The organism is Streptomyces lucensis JCM 4490, assembly GCF_014650035.1.
GTDB classification, from domain to species: Bacteria; Actinomycetota; Actinomycetes; order Streptomycetales; family Streptomycetaceae; genus Streptomyces; species Streptomyces lucensis.
Map to the genome: position 1 here is coordinate 230,778 of NZ_BMUE01000001.1, position 20,318 is coordinate 251,095.

The 20,318-nt window shown below is 72.7% G+C and carries 16 protein-coding genes and 1 riboswitch; of the genes, 9 read left to right on the forward strand and 7 right to left on the reverse strand.

The window, feature by feature from the left end; translation table 11 throughout:
* Positions 1 to 13: 13 nt before the first annotated feature.
* Positions 14 to 1,819 carry a GMC family oxidoreductase N-terminal domain-containing protein gene (locus IE177_RS01030; protein ID WP_190012752.1) on the forward strand — a complete coding sequence of 602 codons (1,806 nt, stop codon included), beginning with the start codon at positions 14 to 16 and terminating at the stop codon, positions 1,817 to 1,819.
* A gap of 604 nt (positions 1,820 to 2,423) precedes the next feature.
* On the opposite strand, the gene IE177_RS01035 is transcribed toward IE177_RS01030, so the two are convergent.
* Entirely contained in the window at positions 2,424 to 2,681 is a 258-nt protein-coding gene (locus tag IE177_RS01035) for a chorismate mutase (protein ID WP_190012753.1), read from the reverse strand.
* A 270-nt stretch (positions 2,682 to 2,951) separates the two neighbouring features.
* Between IE177_RS01035 and guaA the strand changes: the two genes are divergently transcribed.
* Entirely contained in the window at positions 2,952 to 4,532 is a 1,581-nt protein-coding gene (gene guaA / locus IE177_RS01040; protein WP_190012754.1) for a glutamine-hydrolyzing GMP synthase, read from the forward strand.
* Between the two features lie 18 nt (positions 4,533 to 4,550).
* Here guaA and IE177_RS01045 read toward each other — a convergent pair whose 3' ends face one another.
* Positions 4,551 to 5,015, reverse strand: coding sequence for a pyridoxamine 5'-phosphate oxidase family protein (locus IE177_RS01045; RefSeq protein WP_190012755.1), 465 nt, complete (start codon positions 5,013 to 5,015; stop codon positions 4,551 to 4,553).
* Positions 5,016 to 5,155: 140 nt separating this feature from the next.
* Here IE177_RS01045 and IE177_RS01050 point away from each other — a divergent pair, with 140 nt between their 5' ends.
* The 3 genes from IE177_RS01050 (at position 5,156) to IE177_RS01060 (ending at position 8,102) form a co-directional block, all read left to right on the forward strand.
* Positions 5,156 to 5,950: a class II aldolase/adducin family protein gene (locus tag IE177_RS01050; RefSeq protein WP_190012756.1), complete on the forward strand. Its 795-nt coding sequence runs from the start codon at positions 5,156 to 5,158 to the stop codon at positions 5,948 to 5,950.
* A gap of 202 nt (positions 5,951 to 6,152) precedes the next feature.
* Positions 6,153 to 7,433: a hypothetical protein gene (locus IE177_RS01055; RefSeq protein ID WP_190012757.1), complete on the forward strand. Its 1,281-nt coding sequence runs from the start codon at positions 6,153 to 6,155 to the stop codon at positions 7,431 to 7,433.
* 138 nt (positions 7,434 to 7,571) lie between these two features.
* Entirely contained in the window at positions 7,572 to 8,102 is a 531-nt protein-coding gene (locus IE177_RS01060; RefSeq protein ID WP_190012758.1) for a DoxX family protein, read from the forward strand.
* Here IE177_RS01060 and IE177_RS01065 read toward each other — a convergent pair.
* Entirely contained in the window at positions 8,093 to 8,308 is a 216-nt protein-coding gene (locus tag IE177_RS01065) for a hypothetical protein (protein WP_190012759.1), read from the reverse strand. The genes IE177_RS01060 and IE177_RS01065 overlap by 10 nt on opposite strands.
* Positions 8,295 to 9,803: a PspC domain-containing protein gene (locus IE177_RS01070; RefSeq protein WP_190012760.1), complete on the reverse strand. Its 1,509-nt coding sequence runs from the start codon at positions 9,801 to 9,803 to the stop codon at positions 8,295 to 8,297. The genes IE177_RS01065 and IE177_RS01070 overlap by 14 nt, the downstream gene beginning before the upstream one ends.
* Positions 9,804 to 10,015: 212 nt before the next feature.
* Here IE177_RS01070 and IE177_RS01075 point away from each other — a divergent pair, with 212 nt between their 5' ends.
* Both IE177_RS01075 and IE177_RS01080 read left to right on the forward strand, forming a co-directional pair.
* Positions 10,016 to 11,308, forward strand: coding sequence for an ATP-binding protein (locus IE177_RS01075; RefSeq protein ID WP_190012761.1), 1,293 nt, complete (start codon positions 10,016 to 10,018; stop codon positions 11,306 to 11,308).
* Entirely contained in the window at positions 11,305 to 12,051 is a 747-nt protein-coding gene (locus tag IE177_RS01080) for a LuxR C-terminal-related transcriptional regulator (RefSeq protein WP_190012762.1), read from the forward strand. The genes IE177_RS01075 and IE177_RS01080 overlap by 4 nt, the downstream gene beginning before the upstream one ends.
* A 370-nt stretch (positions 12,052 to 12,421) precedes the next feature.
* Here IE177_RS01080 and IE177_RS01085 read toward each other — a convergent pair whose 3' ends face one another.
* Complete coding sequence (locus IE177_RS01085) at positions 12,422 to 13,486, reverse strand: C40 family peptidase (RefSeq protein WP_190012763.1); 1,065 nt, start codon at positions 13,484 to 13,486, stop codon at positions 12,422 to 12,424.
* 416 nt (positions 13,487 to 13,902) lie between these two features.
* Between IE177_RS01085 and IE177_RS01090 the strand changes: the two genes are divergently transcribed.
* Positions 13,903 to 14,256 (forward strand): hypothetical protein, encoded by a 354-nt coding sequence (locus IE177_RS01090; protein WP_190012764.1) that lies wholly within the window; start codon positions 13,903 to 13,905, stop codon positions 14,254 to 14,256.
* Positions 14,257 to 14,433: 177 nt separating this feature from the next.
* Here IE177_RS01090 and IE177_RS01095 read toward each other — a convergent pair whose 3' ends face one another.
* Positions 14,434 to 15,723 (reverse strand): C40 family peptidase, encoded by a 1,290-nt coding sequence (locus IE177_RS01095; RefSeq protein WP_190012765.1) that lies wholly within the window; start codon positions 15,721 to 15,723, stop codon positions 14,434 to 14,436.
* Between the two features lie 8 nt (positions 15,724 to 15,731).
* Positions 15,732 to 15,901: riboswitch (cyclic di-AMP (ydaO/yuaA leader) on the reverse strand.
* A 283-nt stretch (positions 15,902 to 16,184) separates the two neighbouring features.
* Between IE177_RS01095 and pcrA the strand changes: the two genes are divergently transcribed.
* Positions 16,185 to 18,665 carry a DNA helicase PcrA gene (pcrA, locus tag IE177_RS01100; RefSeq protein WP_190012766.1) on the forward strand — a complete coding sequence of 827 codons (2,481 nt, stop codon included), beginning with the start codon at positions 16,185 to 16,187 and terminating at the stop codon, positions 18,663 to 18,665.
* 52 nt (positions 18,666 to 18,717) lie between these two features.
* Here the strand turns inward: pcrA and IE177_RS01105 are convergent, their stop codons facing one another.
* Entirely contained in the window at positions 18,718 to 20,229 is a 1,512-nt protein-coding gene (locus IE177_RS01105; RefSeq protein WP_190012767.1) for a M23 family metallopeptidase, read from the reverse strand.
* Between the last annotated feature and the right edge of the window lie 89 nt (positions 20,230 to 20,318).

Sequence of the window (20,318 nt, forward strand, 5' to 3'; positions counted from 1 at the left end):
ACGAGGAGAGCACGTGTCGCAGGAGAAGTCTGTCCAGACCCGGGACGAGGACGGGTACGACTACGACGTCATCGTCATCGGATCGGGTTTCGGCGGCTCGGTGTCCGCCCTCCGCCTGACGGAGAAGGGGTACCGGGTCGGCGTGCTGGAGGCCGGCCGCCGCTTCACCCGCGACAGCCTCCCGAAGAACTCGTGGGATCTGAAGAACTACCTCTGGGCCCCGAAGCTCGGCATGTTCGGCATCCAGCGCATCCATCTGCTGGGCAACGTGATGGTGCTGGCCGGGGCGGGCGTCGGCGGCGGTTCGCTCAACTACGCCAACACCATGTACGTACCGCCGAAGGCCTTCTTCGACGACCCCCAGTGGCGCGGCATCACCGACTGGCACGAGGAGCTGAAGCCGTACTACGACCAGGCCAAGCGCATGCTCGGGGTGCGGCTCAACCCCACCATGACCCCCTCCGACGTGCATCTGAAGGCGGCGGCGCAGCGGATGGGCGTCGGCGACACCTTCCACCTCGCACCGGTCGCCGTGTTCTTCGGCGACGGCGATGACGCCCGGGGCACGGCGCGGACGACGCCGGGCGGACAGGTGGCGGACCCCTACTTCGGCGGCGCCGGCCCGGCCCGGAACGCCTGCACCGAGTGCGGCGAGTGCATGACCGGCTGCCGGCACGGCGCGAAGAACACCCTCAACGAGAACTACCTCTACCTCGCCGAGAAGGCGGGCGCGGTCGTCCACCCCATGACGACGGTCGTGTCCGTCACCGACGACTCGCGGGGCGGCTACGCGGTGGCGACCCTGCCCACGCACCGGAAGAAGAAGGGCGAGGGCCGGATCCTCACCGCGCGCAAGGTCGTCGTCGCGGCGGGCACCTACGGCACGCAGACCCTGCTGCACCGCATGAAGGCGAGCGGCCGGCTGCCCCGCCTGTCGGACCGGCTCGGCGAGCTGACCCGGACCAACTCCGAGGCGCTGGTCGGCGCCCAGACCGACAACCGCCGCTACCGCAAGGCGCACGGGGCGCCGAAGGCCGACTTCACGCAGGGCGTGGCCATCACCTCCTCGATCCACCCGGACGAGAACACCCACATCGAGCCGGTCCGCTACGGCAAGGGCTCCAACGCGATGGGCGGTCTGTCGATCCTCCAGGTGCCGTACGCCGAGGGCTCCTCCCGGGTGCTGGCCTGGCTGGCGAACGTGGCCAGGCACCCCGTCCTCGTCGCCCGCTCGCTCTCCAACCGGCGCTGGTCCGAGCGGACCATCATCGGCCTCGTCATGCAGTCGCTCGACAACTCCCTGACGACGTACCTGAAGCCCGGCGGCCTCGGCAAGGGCCTGCTGACCGCGCGGCAGGGCCACGGGTCCCCCAACCCCAAGCAGATCAAGGCCGCCACCGAGGCGGCGTCCGTGCTCGCCGACGAGATCAACGGCTTCGCGGGCAGCAACGTGGGCGAGCTGATGGGCACCCCGCTGACCGCGCACTTCCTCGGCGGCTGCCCCATCGGCGACTCCCCCGAGACGGGCGTGATCGACCCGTACCACCGGCTGTACGGCCACCCGGGCATCTCGGTCGTGGACGGCGCCGCGGTCTCGGCGAACCTGGGCGTGAACCCCTCGCTGACGATCACCGCGCAGGCCGAGCGGGCGATGTCCTTCTGGCCGAACAAGGGCGAGGAGGACCCGCGTCCGGCGCCGGGTGCGGCGTACGAGCGGCTCAAGCCGGTGGAGCCGCAGGCCCCGGCGGTCCCGGCGGAGGCGCACGGCGCGCTGCGGCTGCCGTTCCTGGGAATGCCGGCGGTGCCGCCGAAGGAGTAGGGCGAGAGGCCGCCGCGGCGGCGGAGAGGGACCCGCCTCCCCCTCCGAAGGCGGGTACCTCTCGTCGCTTTACTGATTCGGCAGGTTTGATCAGCGAAAAGGCAGGAGGGTTGCCCTGCTCGCGGCAGATTCTCGTGTGGCGTGAGTCACAGCCGCACGGTGGGGTGACGGGCGTTCCGCGGCACGGCGAAGGGCCCCGCGGGACGGAGGTGCCGCGGGGCCCTTCTTCCGGTCGGCGCCGACGTCAGGGCGGCGCCGGTGCCGGTGAGCGGCGCCGGGGGGCGCGCCGCCTGGCCGGCCGGTCCGTGTGCGGGGCGCGGCGTCCGCCGGTCCGGCGCCCGTGCACAGGTGGGGTCTTCCGCCGGCCGGCCCCGGGCGTCCCCGGAGCCGGCCGTTTACCTGGGTGACCGGTCTGCTGTCCCCTGCCGTCCGGTCACGTCACCGGAGCGAGGTCCCACGGCGCACGGCACGACCCGTACGCCTCATCGCCCCGGCGAGCCACGCGTGGTCCCTTCGGGCCCGCCCCTGGCTGGCACGGACACCTCCCTCAACGAAGCGGCGGGCGAGCCGGTCACGCTCCGTACGGGTGAGAGCGGGTCCGAACTCAGATGCGACCCCGGCACAGCTCCAGCAGGGTCATGGCGAGGGCGGTGCCGGGCCTGCCGAGGGCGTCGCGGTAGCGGCCGAGGATCTCCATCTCGCGGGACAGGTTCACCCGGCGTCCACCGGAGGCGATACGGGTCTGCTGGACGACGGCGGAGACGGCCATCCGCTCCTGCACGAGGCCGATGATCCGGTCGTCGAGCGTGTCGATGCGCTCACGGGCGTCGGCGATGGCCGCTTCCGGGGTGGTGGTGGTCACGTCGGGGCTCCTTGATCGTGTTCCTGGATCGGAAGGTGGATGCCCCGGGACGACGGAACCCGGTGAACGACAGGCGCCCCGGGCCTTGTCGGCCCGGGGCGCCTGGGAAGTCGCTTGGCGGTTCGCTCAAGCAGCACGACCATGGCAGCCGGCGGGCCGGGTGCCATAGGTAAAGACGAAGGTCGAGTGCTTGAGCATGCGGCCAGTATGCCACGGCACCCCGTTAGAATCGGAAGAACAGACCCCCGCCCCACCGCCGGAAGGCACCCCGTGTCATCAGCGACCCAGTCTGCCGCCGCCCCCGACACCGTCCTGGTCGTCGACTTCGGTGCGCAGTACGCCCAGCTCATCGCCCGTCGTGTCCGCGAGGCGCGGGTCTACAGCGAGATCGTGCCGAGCACCATGCCGGTCCAGGAGATGCTCGCCAGGAACCCCGCGGCGATCATCCTCTCCGGAGGCCCCTCGTCGGTGTACGAGGCGGGCGCACCCACCCTCGACCGGGCCCTCTTCGAGGCCGGCGTCCCCGTCTTCGGCATGTGCTACGGCTTCCAGCTGATGGCACAGACCCTCGGCGGCACCGTCGACAACACCGGCTCGCGCGAGTACGGCCGGACCGACCTCCATGTGTCGAAGACGTCCTCCACCCTCTTCGAGGGCACCCCGGACGAGCAGCACGTGTGGATGTCGCACGGCGACGCCTGCTCCGCCGCCCCCGAGGGCTTCGCCGTCACCGCCTCCACGGACGTCGTGCCGGTCGCCGCGTTCGAGAACGACGACAAGCGGCTCTACGGCGTCCAGTACCACCCCGAGGTCATGCACTCCACGCACGGCCAGCAGGTGCTGGAGCACTTCCTGTACCGCGGTGCGGGCCTCAAGCCCGACTGGACCACCGGCAACGTGATCGAGGAGCAGGTCACCGCGATCCGCGAGCTGGTCGGCGACAAGCGGGCCATCTGCGGCCTGTCCGGCGGCGTGGACTCCGCCGTCGCCGCCGCCCTCGTCCAGAAGGCCATCGGCTCCCAGCTGACCTGCGTCTACGTCGACCACGGCCTGATGCGCAAGGGCGAGACCGAGCAGGTCGAGAAGGACTTCGTCGCGGCCACCGGCGTCCAGCTGAAGGTCGTCGACGCCGAGCAGCGTTTCCTCGACGCGCTCGCCGGGGTCTCCGACCCCGAGGAGAAGCGGAAGATCATCGGCCGTGAGTTCATCCGCGTCTTCGAGCAGGCGCAGGCGGAGATCATCGCCGACGAGGGCCCGGCCGTGGAGTTCCTGGTCCAGGGCACCCTGTACCCGGACGTGGTCGAGTCCGGCGGCGGCACCGGCACCGCCAACATCAAGTCGCACCACAACGTCGGCGGCCTGCCCGAGGACCTCGAGTTCAAGCTCATCGAGCCGCTGCGCAAGCTGTTCAAGGACGAGGTCCGCATGGTCGGCCAGGAGCTGGGCCTGCCGGAGGAGATCGTCCAGCGCCAGCCGTTCCCGGGCCCCGGCCTCGGCATCCGTATCGTCGGCGAGGTCACCAAGGAGCGTCTGGACCTGCTGCGCGAGGCCGACGCCATCGCCCGCGAGGAGCTGACCGCGGCCGGCCTCGACCGCGACATCTGGCAGTGCCCGGTGGTGCTGCTCGCCGACGTCCGCAGCGTGGGCGTCCAGGGCGACGGCCGCACCTACGGTCACCCGATCGTGCTGCGCCCGGTCTCCTCCGAGGACGCCATGACCGCCGACTGGTCGCGGCTGCCGTACGACGTCCTCGCCCGCATCTCGACCCGGATCACCAACGAGGTCCGGGACGTCAACCGCGTCGTGCTCGACGTGACGTCGAAGCCGCCGGGCACCATCGAGTGGGAGTAGTCCCGCCCGTCGGGACGGTCAGGTCCGTCTGAGCGTGCGCACCGGCGCTCCGGGCCTGAAGACCTGGACGACCAGGAACCGGTCGTCCTCGACGTAGGTCCGCACGACCTCCGTCAGCTCGGTGCGGAAGAGGTGGAACGGCTGCGGCGGTTCCACCTCTTCCACGTACGCGGCCCTGGCCGGGCCGTCCGCCACCTCCAGCGCCCGCCCGCTGATCCGGACGTCCCCGCCGCCGTCCGGGCCGGTGCCCGGATTGGCCTGGAGCGCGAAGCGCGGGTCGCGGAGCAGGTCGAGGGCCTTGCGGGAGCCCGGCATCATGCCGAGCCAGAGCTCCCCGCCCAGGAAGCGGACCTCCAGGCCGCTGGTGCGGGGCGAACCGTCCTTCCGGAGGGTCGCGAGGACGTGGTGCCGGTGGGCGCCGAAACGCTCCCCGGCGATCGCCGCCAGTGCCGGCGCGGCGATGGTGAAGGCTGCCCAGTTCATACGCGTCAGTCTCACGACGAATCCCGACACCCTCTGTCGGGTATCCGCCGCGTACATCACTTTCACGAACCAGCTCTGCCGTTTCGGGCGGCCCAGGGGTAACTTCCCGCCCGTACGGAAATCCCCCCGCTGGAGGACCTATGCACGGGCCCACCCCGCCCCTGCCGCTGCCCACGGACCAGCTGCGCTTCGCCATGCCGCCGATGCACGACTCGGTGGAGGACGAACGCCGGCACCGCAAGGAGCGGCTCGCGGGTGCCCTTCGCGTCTTCGGCCGGGCCGGGCTGGAGGACGGGGTCTCCGGGCACATCACCGCCCGCGACCCCGAGTTCAGCGACTGCTTCTGGGTCAACCCGTTCGGCATGCCGTTCCGGCACGTCACCGTCGGCGACCTCGTCCTCGCCAACCGGGACGGGCAGGTCGTCGAGGGCCGCTACCACGTCAACCAGGCCGCGTTCACCGTGCACGCCCAGGTCCACGCCGCCCGCCCCGACGTCGTCGCCGTCGCCCACTGCCACTCCGTGCACGGCCGCGCCCTCGCCGCGCTCGGCGAGCTGATCGACCCCATCACCCAGGAGAGCTGCGCCTTCTACGAGGACGTCGCGCTCTACGACGCCTACAGCGGTGTCGCCGTCGACGCCGAGGAGGGACGCCGGATCGCGGCCACGCTCGGCTCCCGCAAGGCGCTGGTGCTGCGCAACCACGGTCTGCTGACCGTCGGGGACTCGGTGGACGCGGCGGCCTGGTGGTTCCTGTCCATGGAGCGGTCCTGCCAGGTGCAGCTCATGGCCCGGGCGGCCGGGCGGCCGGTGCTCATCGACCACAAACTGGCCGTCGCCACCCGTGAACAGCTCGGCGGCGACCTGGTCGCGTGGATCAACTACCAGCCGCTGTGGCAGGACATCACCCGCAGCGAACCCGACCTGCTCGGCTGAGCCCGTCCCGACCCGCCGGCGGTCCCGGCCGGGTCAACACCGCGGTTGCGGCTTCACCCGGAAAGACTCGGTCCGGCGGCCGCAAAGCGCCCGCCGTAGGGCACAATTCGCTTTCGGCACAGGGGACTTGCACGGAGGTTCGGCGCGCACCGCGGGTGCCGGCGCCCGTGCCGGAAGGTCGTGGGGAAGGCGGGCGGCGGGCGTGGCGGTGCAGGAAGCGAGAGCGGGCACGGGCCCCGAAGGGGCCCACCAGGGCGGCTGTACCTGCGGGGACTGCCCGCACGGGGCCCGGGAGGGGCACCGGCGGGCCGTCGCCGCGTTCCTGCGCCGACGCGACGAGTTCGCGGCCGGACAGGGCCTGCCGGCCGCCGTGGCGCACTCGGCGTCGGCGTCCCGGCAGTGGGTCTCCGAGGAGCTGACCCAGCGCGCGGAGGCCGTCGCCGAACGCGGCCGTGCGGAGGGCCAGGCGTGGCTCGAGCGGCTGTGGCTGTGGACGGTGTGCGCTGTGTGGGGCGCGGTCGTCGCCCTGCTGCTCGCCGAGGCCCTCACGGCGATCGGTGCCGGCTGGACCGGCGCCCGCACCGCCGCCCTGACCGCCGCGCTCGCCGTCGCCGGCGCCCTGACCGCCGCCTGCCGGCTGCACCGGGCCCGGGGCGGGGCGCTCGCCCCGGTGATCGGCGAGGACAACCGGATGTCCACCTCCCGCTCCGTGGCCGCCTGCTGGGTGCTGTTCGTCGTCTACGCGGTCCTCGTGCTGGCCGTCAGACTGGCCGCCGCCTCCGGCCCCGCCGAACGCGACGCGCTGCTCTCGGGGCTCGACCTGGCGCGCGGCGCGGGCGTGGTCACCGTCCTCGCCGTCGTGTGCGGCATCGCCGTCCTGGTCCGCCGGGTGGTGGGGCTGCGCATCCTCGCCCAGCGGCTGCAGAAGGTGCCGGCCCACCGGCCGCGCGCCGCCGACCTGCTCACCGACGACTCCGGCCGGGGGGCCTTCGCCGACATCCAGTACGTCGCCGTCAGCGCCGTCGCCCTGCTGTTCGCCGCCGTACGGCTCGCCCGCCGCCCCGACCAGCTGCCCGACCTGCCCTGGGGGCTGGGCGCGGTCGTGCTGATCTCGGCCGCGACCTATCTGGCCGGCAAGTACGCCGAGGGCGGCCGTCCGGCCGTCCACTCCGTGGTCCGTGCCCGGGAACCCGGCGACCTGGACGGGCCGATCCGCACCGGTGACGACATCGAGATCCGCGGCACCGGCTTCGTCCCGCCCGGCGCGCACAGCGCCGACCGGCTCTCGCGGATGGTCGTCCGCATCGGGGCGGTGGACGTCCACGTGCCGCTGGTCCCCGTCGCGGGCGGCTTCCGCAACCCCACGGACACCGTCCTGACCGTGCCCGTCCCGGCCGAGGTGGAGCCGGGTTCGGTGGAGGTGCAGGTGGTGACGGCGGCCGGGGTGCCGACCAACCGGTACGCGGTCCGCGTGACGGAGTGAGCGGCCGGCCGGCCGCGCCCCGGTCGCATGAACCTCCGAAACCTGGAAAATCGTCCGGGACGGGATTGAACGGGCCGGTCCCCTCATACGTATCCCTTCTGCGAGGGCGGCACGGCAGGTGAGAGGCGGCGGGCAGCGATGACTCACAGCGTTCGGACGGACACGTACGCGAACCGGCTCGATGGCCGCCGCGGCTGGCGGGACACCGCGTCTCACTACGCGCTGCTGCCGCTGCGCGTCTTCCTCGGGGTCACCTTCCTCTACGCCGGCCTGAACAAGCTCACCGACGGCACCTTCCTGCGGTCGAGCGGCGCCGGCTCGATCGGCGAGACGATGCGCTCGGCCCGCGACTCCTCCGCCGTCCCCGCCCTGATCGACCTGGCCCTCAAGAGCCCCGTCGGCTTCGGCTACGGCATGGCCCTCGGCGAACTGGCCGTCGGCATCGGCATGCTGCTGGGCCTGCTCGGCCGGGTGGCGGCGCTCGGCGGCGCGCTGATCTCGCTGAGCCTGTGGCTGACGGTCAGCTGGGCGTCCACCCCCTACTACTACGGCAACGACCTCGCCTACCTGATGGCCTGGCTGCCGCTGGTCCTCGCCGGGACGCCCTACCTCTCCCTGGACGCGGTCTGGCACGCCCGCCGCCGGCAGCGGTCCGACGGCTACCGCTGAGCGCCTCGCGCGCCGCTCCGCCTGCGTATCCCGCGGTTCACGGCCGCCGTGACCACGGCCAGCCACAGGCCGCCCACGACCAGCGGGACCACCAGGATCCACGGCGTCTCCCACAGCCCGCCCGCGTCCCCGGCGAAGGCGGCACCGGTGACGGTCAGGCAGAGCCCGGCGACCAGCTTCCCCGGCTCGAACTCATGACGCAGCACGGCTGACCTCCACCTGTCCCACGCCCACCCCGAGGGTGAGGTCCAGCGTGCCGGTCTTCCCGGCGCCCTTGGCCGGCGCCAGCGTCACGGCCTTGTGCCTGCCCGGCTGCACGTCCACGTCCTTCCTGTCGTCCCCGGGCAACCGGATGTCGCCCAGCCCCACGTCGATGTCCATCCGTACGGTGGCGCCCGCCGGCAGGATCACCTTCAGCTGTCCCGCGCCCACATGGGCGCTCGTGGCGACCTTCTGCCGCCCCGGCGGACGCACCAGGCTCAGGTCCAGGGTGCCCCGCCCCGTGCCGAGCTCGTACGCGGGCCGCACCTTCGCCGTCGCGGCGGGCTTCCACGAGGACTCCCGCCAGTGCGTGGTGATGTCCTTCGGCAGGGCGGACGCCCCGGCGAGCAGCGCCGCGGTGACGACCGCCAGCAACACCGTCCCGGCCCCCGTACGGCCCAGGAACGCGCTGAGCGCGACACCCAGACCGAGGACCACCAGGGCGCAGGCCAGGCCGGCCTGCAGGCTGGTGCCGAGCGGACGGGTCTCCCAGGTCGAGGCGGTGCCGAGGCCGCCCGCCAGCAGGGCGAGCAGGAACACCCAGCCGCCGATCCAGCGCGGCCCGCGCGGTCTCGGGGGCGCGACGTGCGGCGGCTGCACGGCACCGGAGTGGATCCAGGGGGTCGCCATGCCGACGTCGACGACCGAGAGGAGGTCCGGCCGGCTGAAGTCCCCGGGGCCCCACAGGTAACCGGTGCCGCCCACATGGGTGCCGTCCTTGACGATCGGATCCCGCCACCAGGAGGGGTAGGAAGTGGCGACCGGCGGCGCCTGAGCCTCAGGTGGTGCGTCGGCGGCGGCCTGTGCGGCCAGGGGGTCGGGGTCGGCCGCCCCGCGGCGGCGCGACCAGTACCCGGCGCCGGCCAGCAGCAGGGAGAGCACGACGGCGAAGGCCAGCACCCCGCCGTTTCCCAGCATGGTCAGGAAGATCCCGCAGCCGACCAGGGAGAACAGCACGGCGGCAAGCGCCTGGCCGTCGACCCGGCCGGTCAGCAGCCGGCGGATCTCGTTCTCCTCGTCGCCCTCGTAGGGCACCAGGAGCCAGGCGAACCCGTAGAAGATCAGGCCTATGCCGCCGGTCGCCGACAGCACGGCCAGGGTGATCCGGAAGATCACCGGGTCCATGTCGGTCTGCCGTCCCAGACCCGCGCACACGCCCGCGATCATCTTGTGCCGCCGGTCGCGCCGGAACGCGGCGGCGGCCTCGCCGGAGTCGTGCGTCCGCCCGGCTCCCGGCTCGCCGGTGCCGCGGCCGGTGTCCGCGCCGTCGCTCGTGCGGGTGCCGCCGCGGGTGCGGGCGTTGGCGCGGGTGTCGCTGTCCGCGCCGGCCGCTCCCGTCTCCGTCGCGGCGGGTGCGGCATCCGTCGGTCCGGTGCCCGGAGCCGGGCGCGGGCCGGTGCCGGGTCCCGGACCCGTCGCGGCGTGCTCGTGATCCGTCATGCGTCCATGGTGACGGCCCGGCCGGCGCGGCGGCAGTCGGGACGACCCTGGCCGAACCCTGAAATCGGCCCCGAGGCGGGGGCGGGAAGCGTTCGAGCGGCACCGGGGGCGCCCTCCCGCGGCCCTTCCCGGGCCGGTCGCGGCGAAGATCAGGGGCGTTCTAGGGTCAGACCCTGATGCTCCGCCCCGCCGGCCATGTGACCATCGTTGGCATGCCGGACGCCGCCAGCCTGCCACTCGACGACCCGCGGCCGCCGCGCAAGCTCTACCGCAGCAGCGACGGACGCTGGCTCGGCGGAGTGGCGCGGGGCCTCGCCGGGCACCTCGGGCTGCCCGTCATCTGGGTGCGGCTGGCCTTCGTCGGCCTGTTCATGGCCGACGGACTCGGGGCACTGCTGTACGCGGCGTTCTGGTTCTTCGTCCCCCTCGGCGTCGGCGGCGTCGACGACCAGAGGCCGCCGTCGCTGGTCGGCACGGAGACCTCACCGGACGGCCGCCGCAGACTGGTGACCCGCAAGCCCGACCGGGGCCAGATCGTCGCCCTGGTGCTGATGGTCATCGTGTCCGTCGTCTTCGTGGGCAGTGTCAATCTGGGCAGCGCGGCCAAGGCGTACCTGCTGCCCTCCGTGCTCGTCGCGGCCGGTGTCGCCCTGGTCTGGCGCCAGGCGGACAACGCCCGCCGCGCCCGCTGGGTCGAGGTCGGCCGGCGCCGCCGCACCCTCACCCTGCTCCGCGCCGCAGGCGGCGTCCTGCTCGTCACCGCCGGCGTCACCGCCATCTTCGTCCTGCAGGGCTCCGCCGCCCACCTCGGCGCCGTCCTCCAGGCCGCGCTCGCCGTCCTCGTCGGCATCACGCTGCTCGCGGGCCCCTACCTGGTCCGCATGACCCAGGACCTGTCCGAGGAGCGCCTGATGCGCATCCGCGCCCAGGAACGTGCCGAAGTCGCAGCCCACGTCCACGACTCCGTGCTGCACACGCTCACCCTGATACAGCGCAACGCCGACAACGCGGGCGAGGTGCGCCGCCTCGCCCGCGCCCAGGAGCGGGACCTGCGCACCTGGCTGTACAAGCCGGAGGGCACCGGCAAGGACGAGGCCGACGAGCCGGACACGGTCGCGGAGGCGGTGCGGCGCAACGCCGCCGAGGTGGAGGACAAGCACGGCGTGCCCATCGAGGTCGTGGTCGTCGGCGACTGCTCCCTGGACGAGAGGACCGGGGCGCAGATGCAGGCCGCGCGTGAAGCGATGGTGAACGCCGCCAAGTACGGTGGCGAGGGCGGCGCCGTGCAGGTCTACGCCGAGGTCGAGGGAAGGGCGGTCTTCGTGTCCGTGCGCGACCGCGGTCCGGGCTTCGACCTCGACTCGATACCCGCCGACCGCATGGGCGTCAGAGAATCGATCATCGGCCGCATGGAGCGCAACGGCGGCACGGCCCGGCTGCGGGCGGTGCCGGGCGGCGGCACGGAGGTCGAACTGGAGATGGAGAGGGCGGAGAAGACGTCATGAACGACGCGACCGAGGGGAACGGCAGGCCGGGAGCAGCGGAGGCGGCCGAGTCCGGCGGGCCCGCCGGCGGCGGTGCCGGCGGGCGGCACGTACGGGTGGTGCTCGTGGACGACCACCGGATGTTCCGTACCGGCGTGCAGGCCGAGATCGGGCAGACCGCCGAGACCGGCGTCGAGGTGGTCGGAGAGGCGGCGGACGTCGACCAGGCCGTCACGGTCATCACCACGACCCGCCCCGAGGTCGTCCTCCTCGACGTCCACCTGCCGGGCGGCGGCGGCGTCGAAGTGCTGCGCCGCTGCGCCGCGTTGACGGCGGACGCCGAGCGGCCCGTACGCTTCCTCGCGCTGTCCGTGTCGGACGCGGCGGAGGACGTGATCGGGGTGATCCGCGGCGGCGCCCGCGGCTACGTCACCAAGACCATCACCGGCGCCGACCTGATCGACTCGATCTTCCGCGTCCAGGAGGGCGACGCCGTCTTCTCCCCGCGGCTGGCCGGTTTCGTCCTCGACGCCTTCGCCTCCACCGACGCCCCGCCCGTGGACGAGGACCTGGACCGCCTCACCCAGCGCGAGCGCGAGGTGCTGCGGCTGATCGCCCGCGGGTACGCCTACAAGGAGATCGCCAAGCAGCTGTTCATCTCGGTGAAGACGGTCGAGTCCCACGTCTCCGCGGTCCTGCGCAAGCTCCAGCTGTCCAACCGGCACGAGCTGACCCGCTGGGCCGCCGCGCGCCGGCTGGTGTGACCGTCCGGCAGGCGCGCCGGCGATCACACCTCAGGCTGTGGCCTACGGGAGGTGACCAGAACGAACCACACCTCCTTGCCGATCCCGCACTCCCTCCTCCCGGCGCCCAGCCGTCCGCCAGCGCCGCCAGCAGCGCGAGCCCCGGCCCGACTCGTCGTCCCAAGACGCCGTGCCAGGAGTCGGCAGCGTGTCGTTCGCGTCGGTCACCGTCACACAGACCTCCTGCTCGGTGACCACGCAGCGAGCCGGGATCTCTGCCTCTGCCGAGGGGCAGGGCAGCTCCGGGAGCCGGTTGCCGGGGCCCCTGGACCGCGTTCGTCGCGCATACCCGCACCGGCGCCTGAGGTTCGACAAGTCCTCCGGCGGATCCCTACGCCACCCGGGTGGCCCCCGCGAACGGCATCTGGTCGATCGGGGCCAGCCGTACCGGCGCCGACGGGTTCGGGGCGTGGATCATCCGGCCGCCTCCGACGTAGAGGCCGACGTGGCTGACGCCGGAGTAGAAGAACACCAGGTCCCCGGGACGGAGTTCGGAGCGGGAGACGCGACGGCCCGCGTTGATCTGGGCGTAGCTGGTGCGGGGCAGGGAGACGCCGGCGGAGCGGTAGGCGGCCTGGACCAGGCCGGAGCAGTCGAAGGCGTTCGGTCCGGTGGCGCCCCACACATAGGGGCTGCCGAGTTTGGCGTACGCGTAGGAGACGGCCGCCGCCGCGCGCGCGTTCGGGGCCGTGGCGGATCCGGCCGGCAGCGGTGTGTCCCGGGTGTCCGGGGCCGGCCGGGAGGCGTGCCCTGCCGTGGAGCCGTCGCCGGTGACCTCGGCCCGCTGCCGTGGAGTGAGCCGTGCCAGCAGCGCGCGTGCCTCGGCGAGCTTGCCGGTGATGGTCTTCTTCTGCCGCTTCAGCTCCGTCTGCCGCGAGCGCAGGGACGTCAGCTCGACGTGTGCGGCGCCGCGCAGCCGCTCGATCTCCCGTAACTGGTCGCGCACCTTTGACACGGCGGCGGTCTGCCGGTCGCCCGCCCGCTCCGCGAACTCGGCGCCCTCCAGGTAGCCGTCGGGGTCGCTGGACAGGGCCAGCTGCCAGGAGGGCGCGATGGTGCCGTCCCGGTACTGCGCCGCCGCGAGGGAACCGAGCTGGTCCCGGGCCGAGTTGAGCTTCTGCTGCTTGCGGGCGGCCTGGTCCCGCATGGCGTTCAGCCGCCGCTCGGCCGAATCGGTCTTCTCCTTCGCCCCGTTGTACTTCTCGGTGGCGGTCTCCGCCTGCTGGTACAGGGTGTCGACCTTGGCCTTCACCTGCGCCGGCGTCAGCTGTGGCTCGGCGTGTGCCGTCCCGTCGAGACCCGCGGCGGTGGCCGCGCCCGCCAGGGCGAGGGTGGCGGCCGTCCGGGCTGTATGGCCGCCGAGCGGGTGCGGGCGGGGCTTGCGGTGCGCTGCCACCTGGACCGTCACGTCCTTTCGTGGGACTCGTACGACCGAGCGGTCGGCGTGTCCGGCGGCGGTCCGCACAGGGGGAGCGGGCCGCCGCCGGGCCTTTCTCGGCGGTGGCGGCCGGCCTGCCGTCCCTGGCCCGGGCGGCGGAGGGGAGCCGGTCACCTGGGGCAGGACGCTAGGCCGGACTGTGACGAGGGGGTAACGCGGTGTACGGAACTGTCCTGGACGTACCGGGACATGAGCGAACATGGCCGCCCCTCATGGCCGGAATCGTCCTCTTCGCGCAGCGTGGTGACCGAAGCGTGAAAAGCGGGACAGGCGTGAGTCGAGGACTGCTATGGGACGCATATATGCAAGATCGTCGGCCCGTCGACCGGCCCGGTGACGAAGGGCCCGCACGGCCCTCGTTAGGCTCCGGCCCCATGGACGTACTCATCCATCTCTTCGTCGGCCTGCACATCATCGGCATCGCCGCACTGCTCGGCGGTTTCCTCACCCAGATGAGGGCGATGGGCCAGGGCACCGCGCGCTTCGTGCCCGCCATGCTCCACGGCGCCGTGACCATGCTGGTCACCGGGGTGGTGCTGGTCGGCCTCAACCAGGCCGACGGCGGCCACGTCAACAACATCAAGATCGGCGTGAAGCTGGCGCTGCTGATCGTGATCCTCGGGCTGGTTTACGTGAAGCGTGACGAGGAGCGGGTCGACAAGCGGCTCTTCGGGCTGGTCGGTCTGCTGACCATGGCGAACATCTTCATCGCCGTCCTCTGGACGTGACGTCCGCTCCGCCCCGCCGCCCGGGGCGGTCCGCGGACACGGCGCCGGCGGCGGTCGCCGGCCACGCCGCCACGGCCGTTCGCGGGGGCACGCGCGCGTGGTGGGCGAAAACGCCGCTACGCGCGTAGCTCCCGGCGGCCGGCCGTGACGGTCCTAGGCGGGACGGGTGGCGGCCGGTCAGACCGGGCGCACCACGCCGTGAACGATCGACGCGTCGCCGTGGTGAACGGGCTCCTCGCGGACGTACGCGCCGGGCTCCGGGGCGTGGATCATCATTCCGCCGCCCGTGCAGAGGCCGACGTGACTGCTGTCGTCGTGGAAGAAGACCAGGTCGCCGGCGCGCGCCTCGTCGAGCGGGACCGGGGTGCCCACGGCGGCCTGATCCCGGGCGCTGCGCGGGAGGAAGACGCCTGCGGCCTTCCAGGCGGCCTGGGTCAGGCCGGAGCAGTCGTAGGAGCCGGGGCCGGTGGCACCCTTCACGTACGGCTTGCCGATCTGGGCCCGGGCGAAGGCGATCGCCTTCTCGGCCTTGCTGACCTGCGCCGAGCGCTGCTGCTCGTTCGCCTGCTGCTCGTACCCCTGCGGCTCCTCGTAGGTCTGCGGCTCCTCGTAGCCTTGGGGCTCCTCATAGGCTTGGGGCTCGTACGCCTGAGGTGCGTACGTCTGCGTCTCGTACGCCTGCGGTTCCTGCGCCCGGGACGCGTACGTCTGCGCTTCGTACGCCTGCGGCTCGCGCGCCTGGGGCGCGTACGCCTGCGCACCGGGCTCCGTCCGGCGCGGCCGCCCCGGCGCGGCCGGTCGTCCGCGCTCCTGGGCGGTGAGCCGGGACAGCTGCTCGCGCGCGGTGGCGAGCTTGCGCTGGACCGAGGCCTTCGCCGCCTTCACGTCGTAGGGCGCGGCGGACGGCGTCTGCGGGACGGACGGCGTCTGCGGGACGGAGGGCGCCTGCGGGACGGAGGGCGCATGCGGGACGGAGGGCGCCTGCGGGACGGACGGCGCCTGCGGGACGGACGGCGCCTGCGGGCTCTTCGCGGCCTTGCCCCGCTCCGCCGTGTCCTTCACGCGCGAGGCCAGCCGGTTCATCACTCTGCTCTGGGCGAAGTGGTCCTGAGGGAATTCCTCGAGGAGGGAAGCGCCGGTGTCCGGGGCGGACGTGAACGGCGTCCACCCTTCCCGGGCCTTGGCGAGCAGCCCCGCCCGCCGGGCCTCCTCCTGGCGCAGGTCCTCGATGCGCCCCCGCTGTCTGGCCGCCGGTTCGTCGTCCGGCGTCGAGTCGGCCTGGCGGTAGAACTCGTCGATCTTCTTCTCTATCTCCTCCAGGCTCGGCCTGCCGTCCCCGGTGGGGGCGGCGGCCTCGGCCGTCTGGGACAGGACGGCCACGGAGGTGAAGGCTGCGGTGGCGAGGGCGGGGCCGCGCAGGCCCGGTCCACGGGTGCCGACGGGGCGCGGCTTGCGGTGCGACGCCAAGGCTGGCGACTCCTTCCAACGTGCCGCCTACCGGGTTAGCTGTCGGGTTCGGGCGGGTGGTTCGGAAGGGTTGCCCTACGGCGTCGTCCCGGGCGGGAGTCGGCCGATTCACCCCAGGATCGGTGGGTCCCCGGCTCCGGGCGCCGTGCGGGCACGCCGGACTCGGCGGAGGCCGCGCGGCCCGGCGACGTTCGCCGGAGAAAGGTCGTGCGGCCTGACGGCAACCTAGCCAATTCGTGTGTCTCCTGTGAAGGTTGGTGCGAGGTATGTCCGATACATTTCTGTGACCTGGGGCATGTTTCACGCCGTGGTGACCAGGTGCTTTCGCAGCGTGAGGGCTCGATCGCCCCCACGGGGCGCAGTCCGCGCCACCGGGTCCGCGGCCGGTGCGGGCGCTGTCCGCCGGCCAGTTTCGGGGACGGCGACCGGTTGTCGGTGGGGCACCCTAGACTCGTAGAGCGATGAGCAGCCTCTTTGACGACAGCTTCCTGGCGGACCTCCGGCCCCCTCGCGGGCACGACGAGGAGCCCCCGCCGCCGCCCGAGGACGATCACGCTCCGGAGCCGGTTCCGGACGATCTGTTCGGCGGGAAGTTCGACGTACCGCCGGACCGGGACGCCCACTACCGCGACGGGGCCCCGCGCCCCGTGCTCGACGCGGCGGCCCTGCTGGAGGGGCTGAACGACAACCAGCGTGCCGCGGTCGTGCACGCCGGCTCCCCGCTGCTCATCGTGGCCGGCGCCGGCTCCGGCAAGACCCGCGTGCTCACCCACCGCATCGCCCACCTGCTCGCCGAGCGGAACGTGCACCCGGGCCAGATCCTCGCGATCACCTTCACCAACAAGGCCGCGGGCGAGATGAAGGAGCGCGTGGAGCAGCTCGTCGGCCCGCGCGCCGGCGCGATGTGGGTGATGACCTTCCACAGCGCGTGCGTGCGCATCCTGCGCCGGGAGTCGAAGAAGCTCGGCTTCACGTCGTCGTTCTCGATCTACGACGCCGCCGACAGCAAGCGCCTGATGGCCCTGGTCTGCCGCGACCTGGACCTCGACCCCAAGCGCTTCCCGCCCAAGTCCTTCAGCGCCAAGATCAGCAACCTCAAGAACGAGCTGATCGACGAGGAGGACTTCGCCGCCCAGGCCACCGACGGCTTCGAGAAGACCCTCGCCCAGGCCTACGCGCTGTACCAGTCGCGGCTGCGCGAGGCGAACGCGCTCGACTTCGACGACCTGATCATGACGACGGTCAACCTGCTGCGCGCCTTCCCGGACGTCGCCGAGCACTACCGCCGCCGCTTCCGGCACGTCCTGGTCGACGAGTACCAGGACACCAACCACGCGCAGTACGCGCTCGTGCGGGAACTCGTCGGCACGGCGGACCACCCGGTCGACGTCCCGCCCGGCGAGTACGACGTCCCGCCCGCCGAACTCTGCGTGGTGGGCGACGCCGACCAGTCGATCTACGCCTTCCGCGGCGCGACGATCCGCAACATCCTCCAGTTCGAGGAGGACTACCCCGACGCGACGACGATCCTGCTGGAGCAGAACTACCGCTCCACGCAGACCATCCTGTCCGCCGCCAACGCGGTCATCGAGCGCAACGAGTCCCGCCGCCCGAAGAACCTGTGGACCAACGCCGGTCAGGGCGCGCGGATCGCCGGCTACGTCGCCGACACCGAGCACGACGAGGCCCAGTTCGTCGCCGACGAGATAGACCGCCTGGTCGACGCGGGCGACGCCAAGGCCGGTGACGTGGCCGTCTTCTACCGCACCAACGCCCAGTCCCGTGTCTTCGAAGAGGTCTTCATCCGCGTCGGCCTGCCCTACAAGGTCGTCGGCGGCGTCCGCTTCTACGAGCGCAAGGAGGTCCGGGACGTCCTCGCCTACCTGCGCGTCCTCGCCAACCCCGAGGACTCGGTGCCGCTGCGCCGCATCCTCAACGTGCCCAAGCGGGGCATCGGCGAGCGCGCCGAGGCGATGATCGACGCCCTCGCCCAGCGGGAGAAGATCAGTTTCCCGCAGGCGCTCAGGCGCGTCGACGAGGCGTACGGCATGGCCGCCCGCTCCACCAACGCCGTCAAGCGGTTCAACACGCTGATGGAGGACCTGCGGACCATCGCGGAGTCCGGCGCCGGACCGGCGACGGTACTGGAGGCCATACTCGAACGCACCGGTTACCTGGCCGAGCTGCAGAACTCCACCGACCCGCAGGACGAGACCCGCATCGAGAACCTCCAGGAACTCGCGGCCGTGGCCCTGGAGTTCGAGCAGGAGCGCGGGGAGGACGAGCAGGGCACGCTCGCGGACTTCCTGGAGCAGGTCGCCCTGGTCGCCGACTCGGACCAGATCCCGGAGGAGGGGGAGGGCGACGGCGTCATCACGCTGATGACCCTGCACACCGCCAAGGGCCTCGAGTTCCCGGTCGTCTTCCTGACGGGCATGGAGGACGGCGTCTTCCCGCACATGCGCGCCCTCGGCCAGGCGAAGGAGCTGGAGGAGGAGCGGCGCCTGGCGTACGTGGGCATCACGCGCGCCCGGGAGCGGCTCTACCTCACCCGGTCGTCGATGCGCAGCGCCTGGGGCCAGCCGTCGTACAACCCGCCCTCCCGCTTCCTGGAGGAGATCCCGGCCACCCACATGGAGTGGAAGCGGACGGGTGCGGCCGCGCCGGTGTCCTCCGGGCCGGCCTCCGGGATCGCGTCCTCGCTGTCCTCGGCCCGCTCGCGTTCCTCGGCGTCGGGCGCGGCCGGGTTCGCCACGCGGCGCACCACCGAGAAGCCGGTGCCGGCGCTGGCCGTCGGGGACCGGGTCACCCATGACCAGTTCGGGCTCGGCACGGTCGTCGCCGTGAAGGGCACGGGCGCGAACGCGGAGGCGACGATCGACTTCGGCGACACCAAGCCGAAGCGGCTGCTGCTGCGGTACGCGCCGGTGGAGAAGCTGTAGCGGAGGGCACGGGGGAGCCGGGGGCGCGGCCCCCGGGTCCCGCACCGGGGCCCTACGTCGGGTCGATCCCGTGGCTGCGCAGCCACGGCAGTGGGTCTATGGCCGACCCGCCCGCCGGCCGCACCTCGAAGTGCAGGTGCGGTCCGGTGGAGTTGCCGGAGTTGCCGGAGTAGGCGACGGGATCGCCGGCCTTGACGGTCGCGCCGGAGGCCACGCGGTAGCTGGACAGGTGGCAGTACCAGGTCTCGGTGCCGTCCTTGGCCGTCACGATCAGCATGTTGCCGTAGGCGCTGTTCCACTTGGTGGTGACGGTGCCGTCGGTGGCGGCCATCACCGTGGTGCCGTAGGAGACGGGGAAGTCGATGCCGGTGTGCACCGACATCCAGTTGACGCCCGCCTGGCCGAAGTAGGCGCTGAGCCCCCGCTGCGCGACCGGCAGCATGAACTTGGGGCGCAGCCGCTCCTTGAGCGCGGCCGCGGCGGCGGCCTTCTTCTTCTCCAGCGCCTGCTGCGTCTTGAGGTCGATCCGCTCCTGGGTGCGGCTCGCCCGGTCGGCGAAGTCGTCGGCGCCGGCCGAGAGTGTCCTGAGCTGGCTGTCCAGCTTGCTGTTGGCGACCGACGGCTGCACCGCGTGCGCGTCGGAGGCGGAGGCGGCGGTGCCCGAGGAGTCGTCCGTCAGCGTGCCGACGGAGGCGGCGGCGATCCCGGCCACCCCCATCACGCAGGCCGAGGGCACGGCGACGGTCAGCAGGGCCGAGCGCTTGGCCGGCGTACGGCGCCGGGAACGGGCCGCAGCGCGCGAGCCCGCTCGGGGCGCCGGAAGCGGGGTGACCTCTTCCTGCTCGTCCAGCAGGCCGGTCACGAAGGGCAGTTCACCGGTGTCGCCGGGTCCGTCCTCGCCGATGTGCGGTTCCTCGCGGGCGGTCTCCGCGTAGTTGGCGTCTGCGGGCTCCGCGCAGCCTGCGTCCGCGTAGGCGTCCTCGTACGGCACCTGCTCGAACGTGGAGGTCGGCAGCTGGTCGAACGGCACCGCGGCCTGCTCGGGCTCCGCCGGCACGGCCTGGCCGTCGGAGTTCCACTGAGTGGCGTCGTAGGCGCCCGTGTCGAAGGCCTGGGTGCCCCACTCCCACTGCTGGGTGGGGTCGGCGCCGCCGGCCTCGCCGGGCTGGAGCCAGGCGCCCGCGTCCCACTGGCCGCTGACGTCGTTCCCCGTGGCCTGCGCGGGGATCCAGGCCGTGCCGTCGTGGGCACCGGAGTCGTAGGCGGTGTGGTGCTGGGCCGCGTAGGGGTCGTAGTGCCCGCCCTGGACGGTGCCGGTCTGCCACTGCGTGGCCTCGTACGGGCTGGTGGCCTGCCCGTCCGGGAGGCTGCCGAAGAGCGGATCGGTCTCGAAGGCGGTGGGGCCGGTGGAACCGTGCGCAAAACCGGTGGCGTGGTGGCCGCCGTACGTGGTGAGGTCGTCGTAGGCGGCGTCCGGAGCCCCGTACGGCGCGTAGGGCGCGGCGGAGGCGTCGGAAGCCGAGGCCGGGGTGGTCATGGTCCCCGACGGGTGACGGTCGTTCACCAACTTCTCTTTCGCCTCGACAACAGGGGCTGCCAGAGCAGTGCGGCGACTGTACCCGGCGGTACGCGGGCGCGACAATCTTCAGCCTG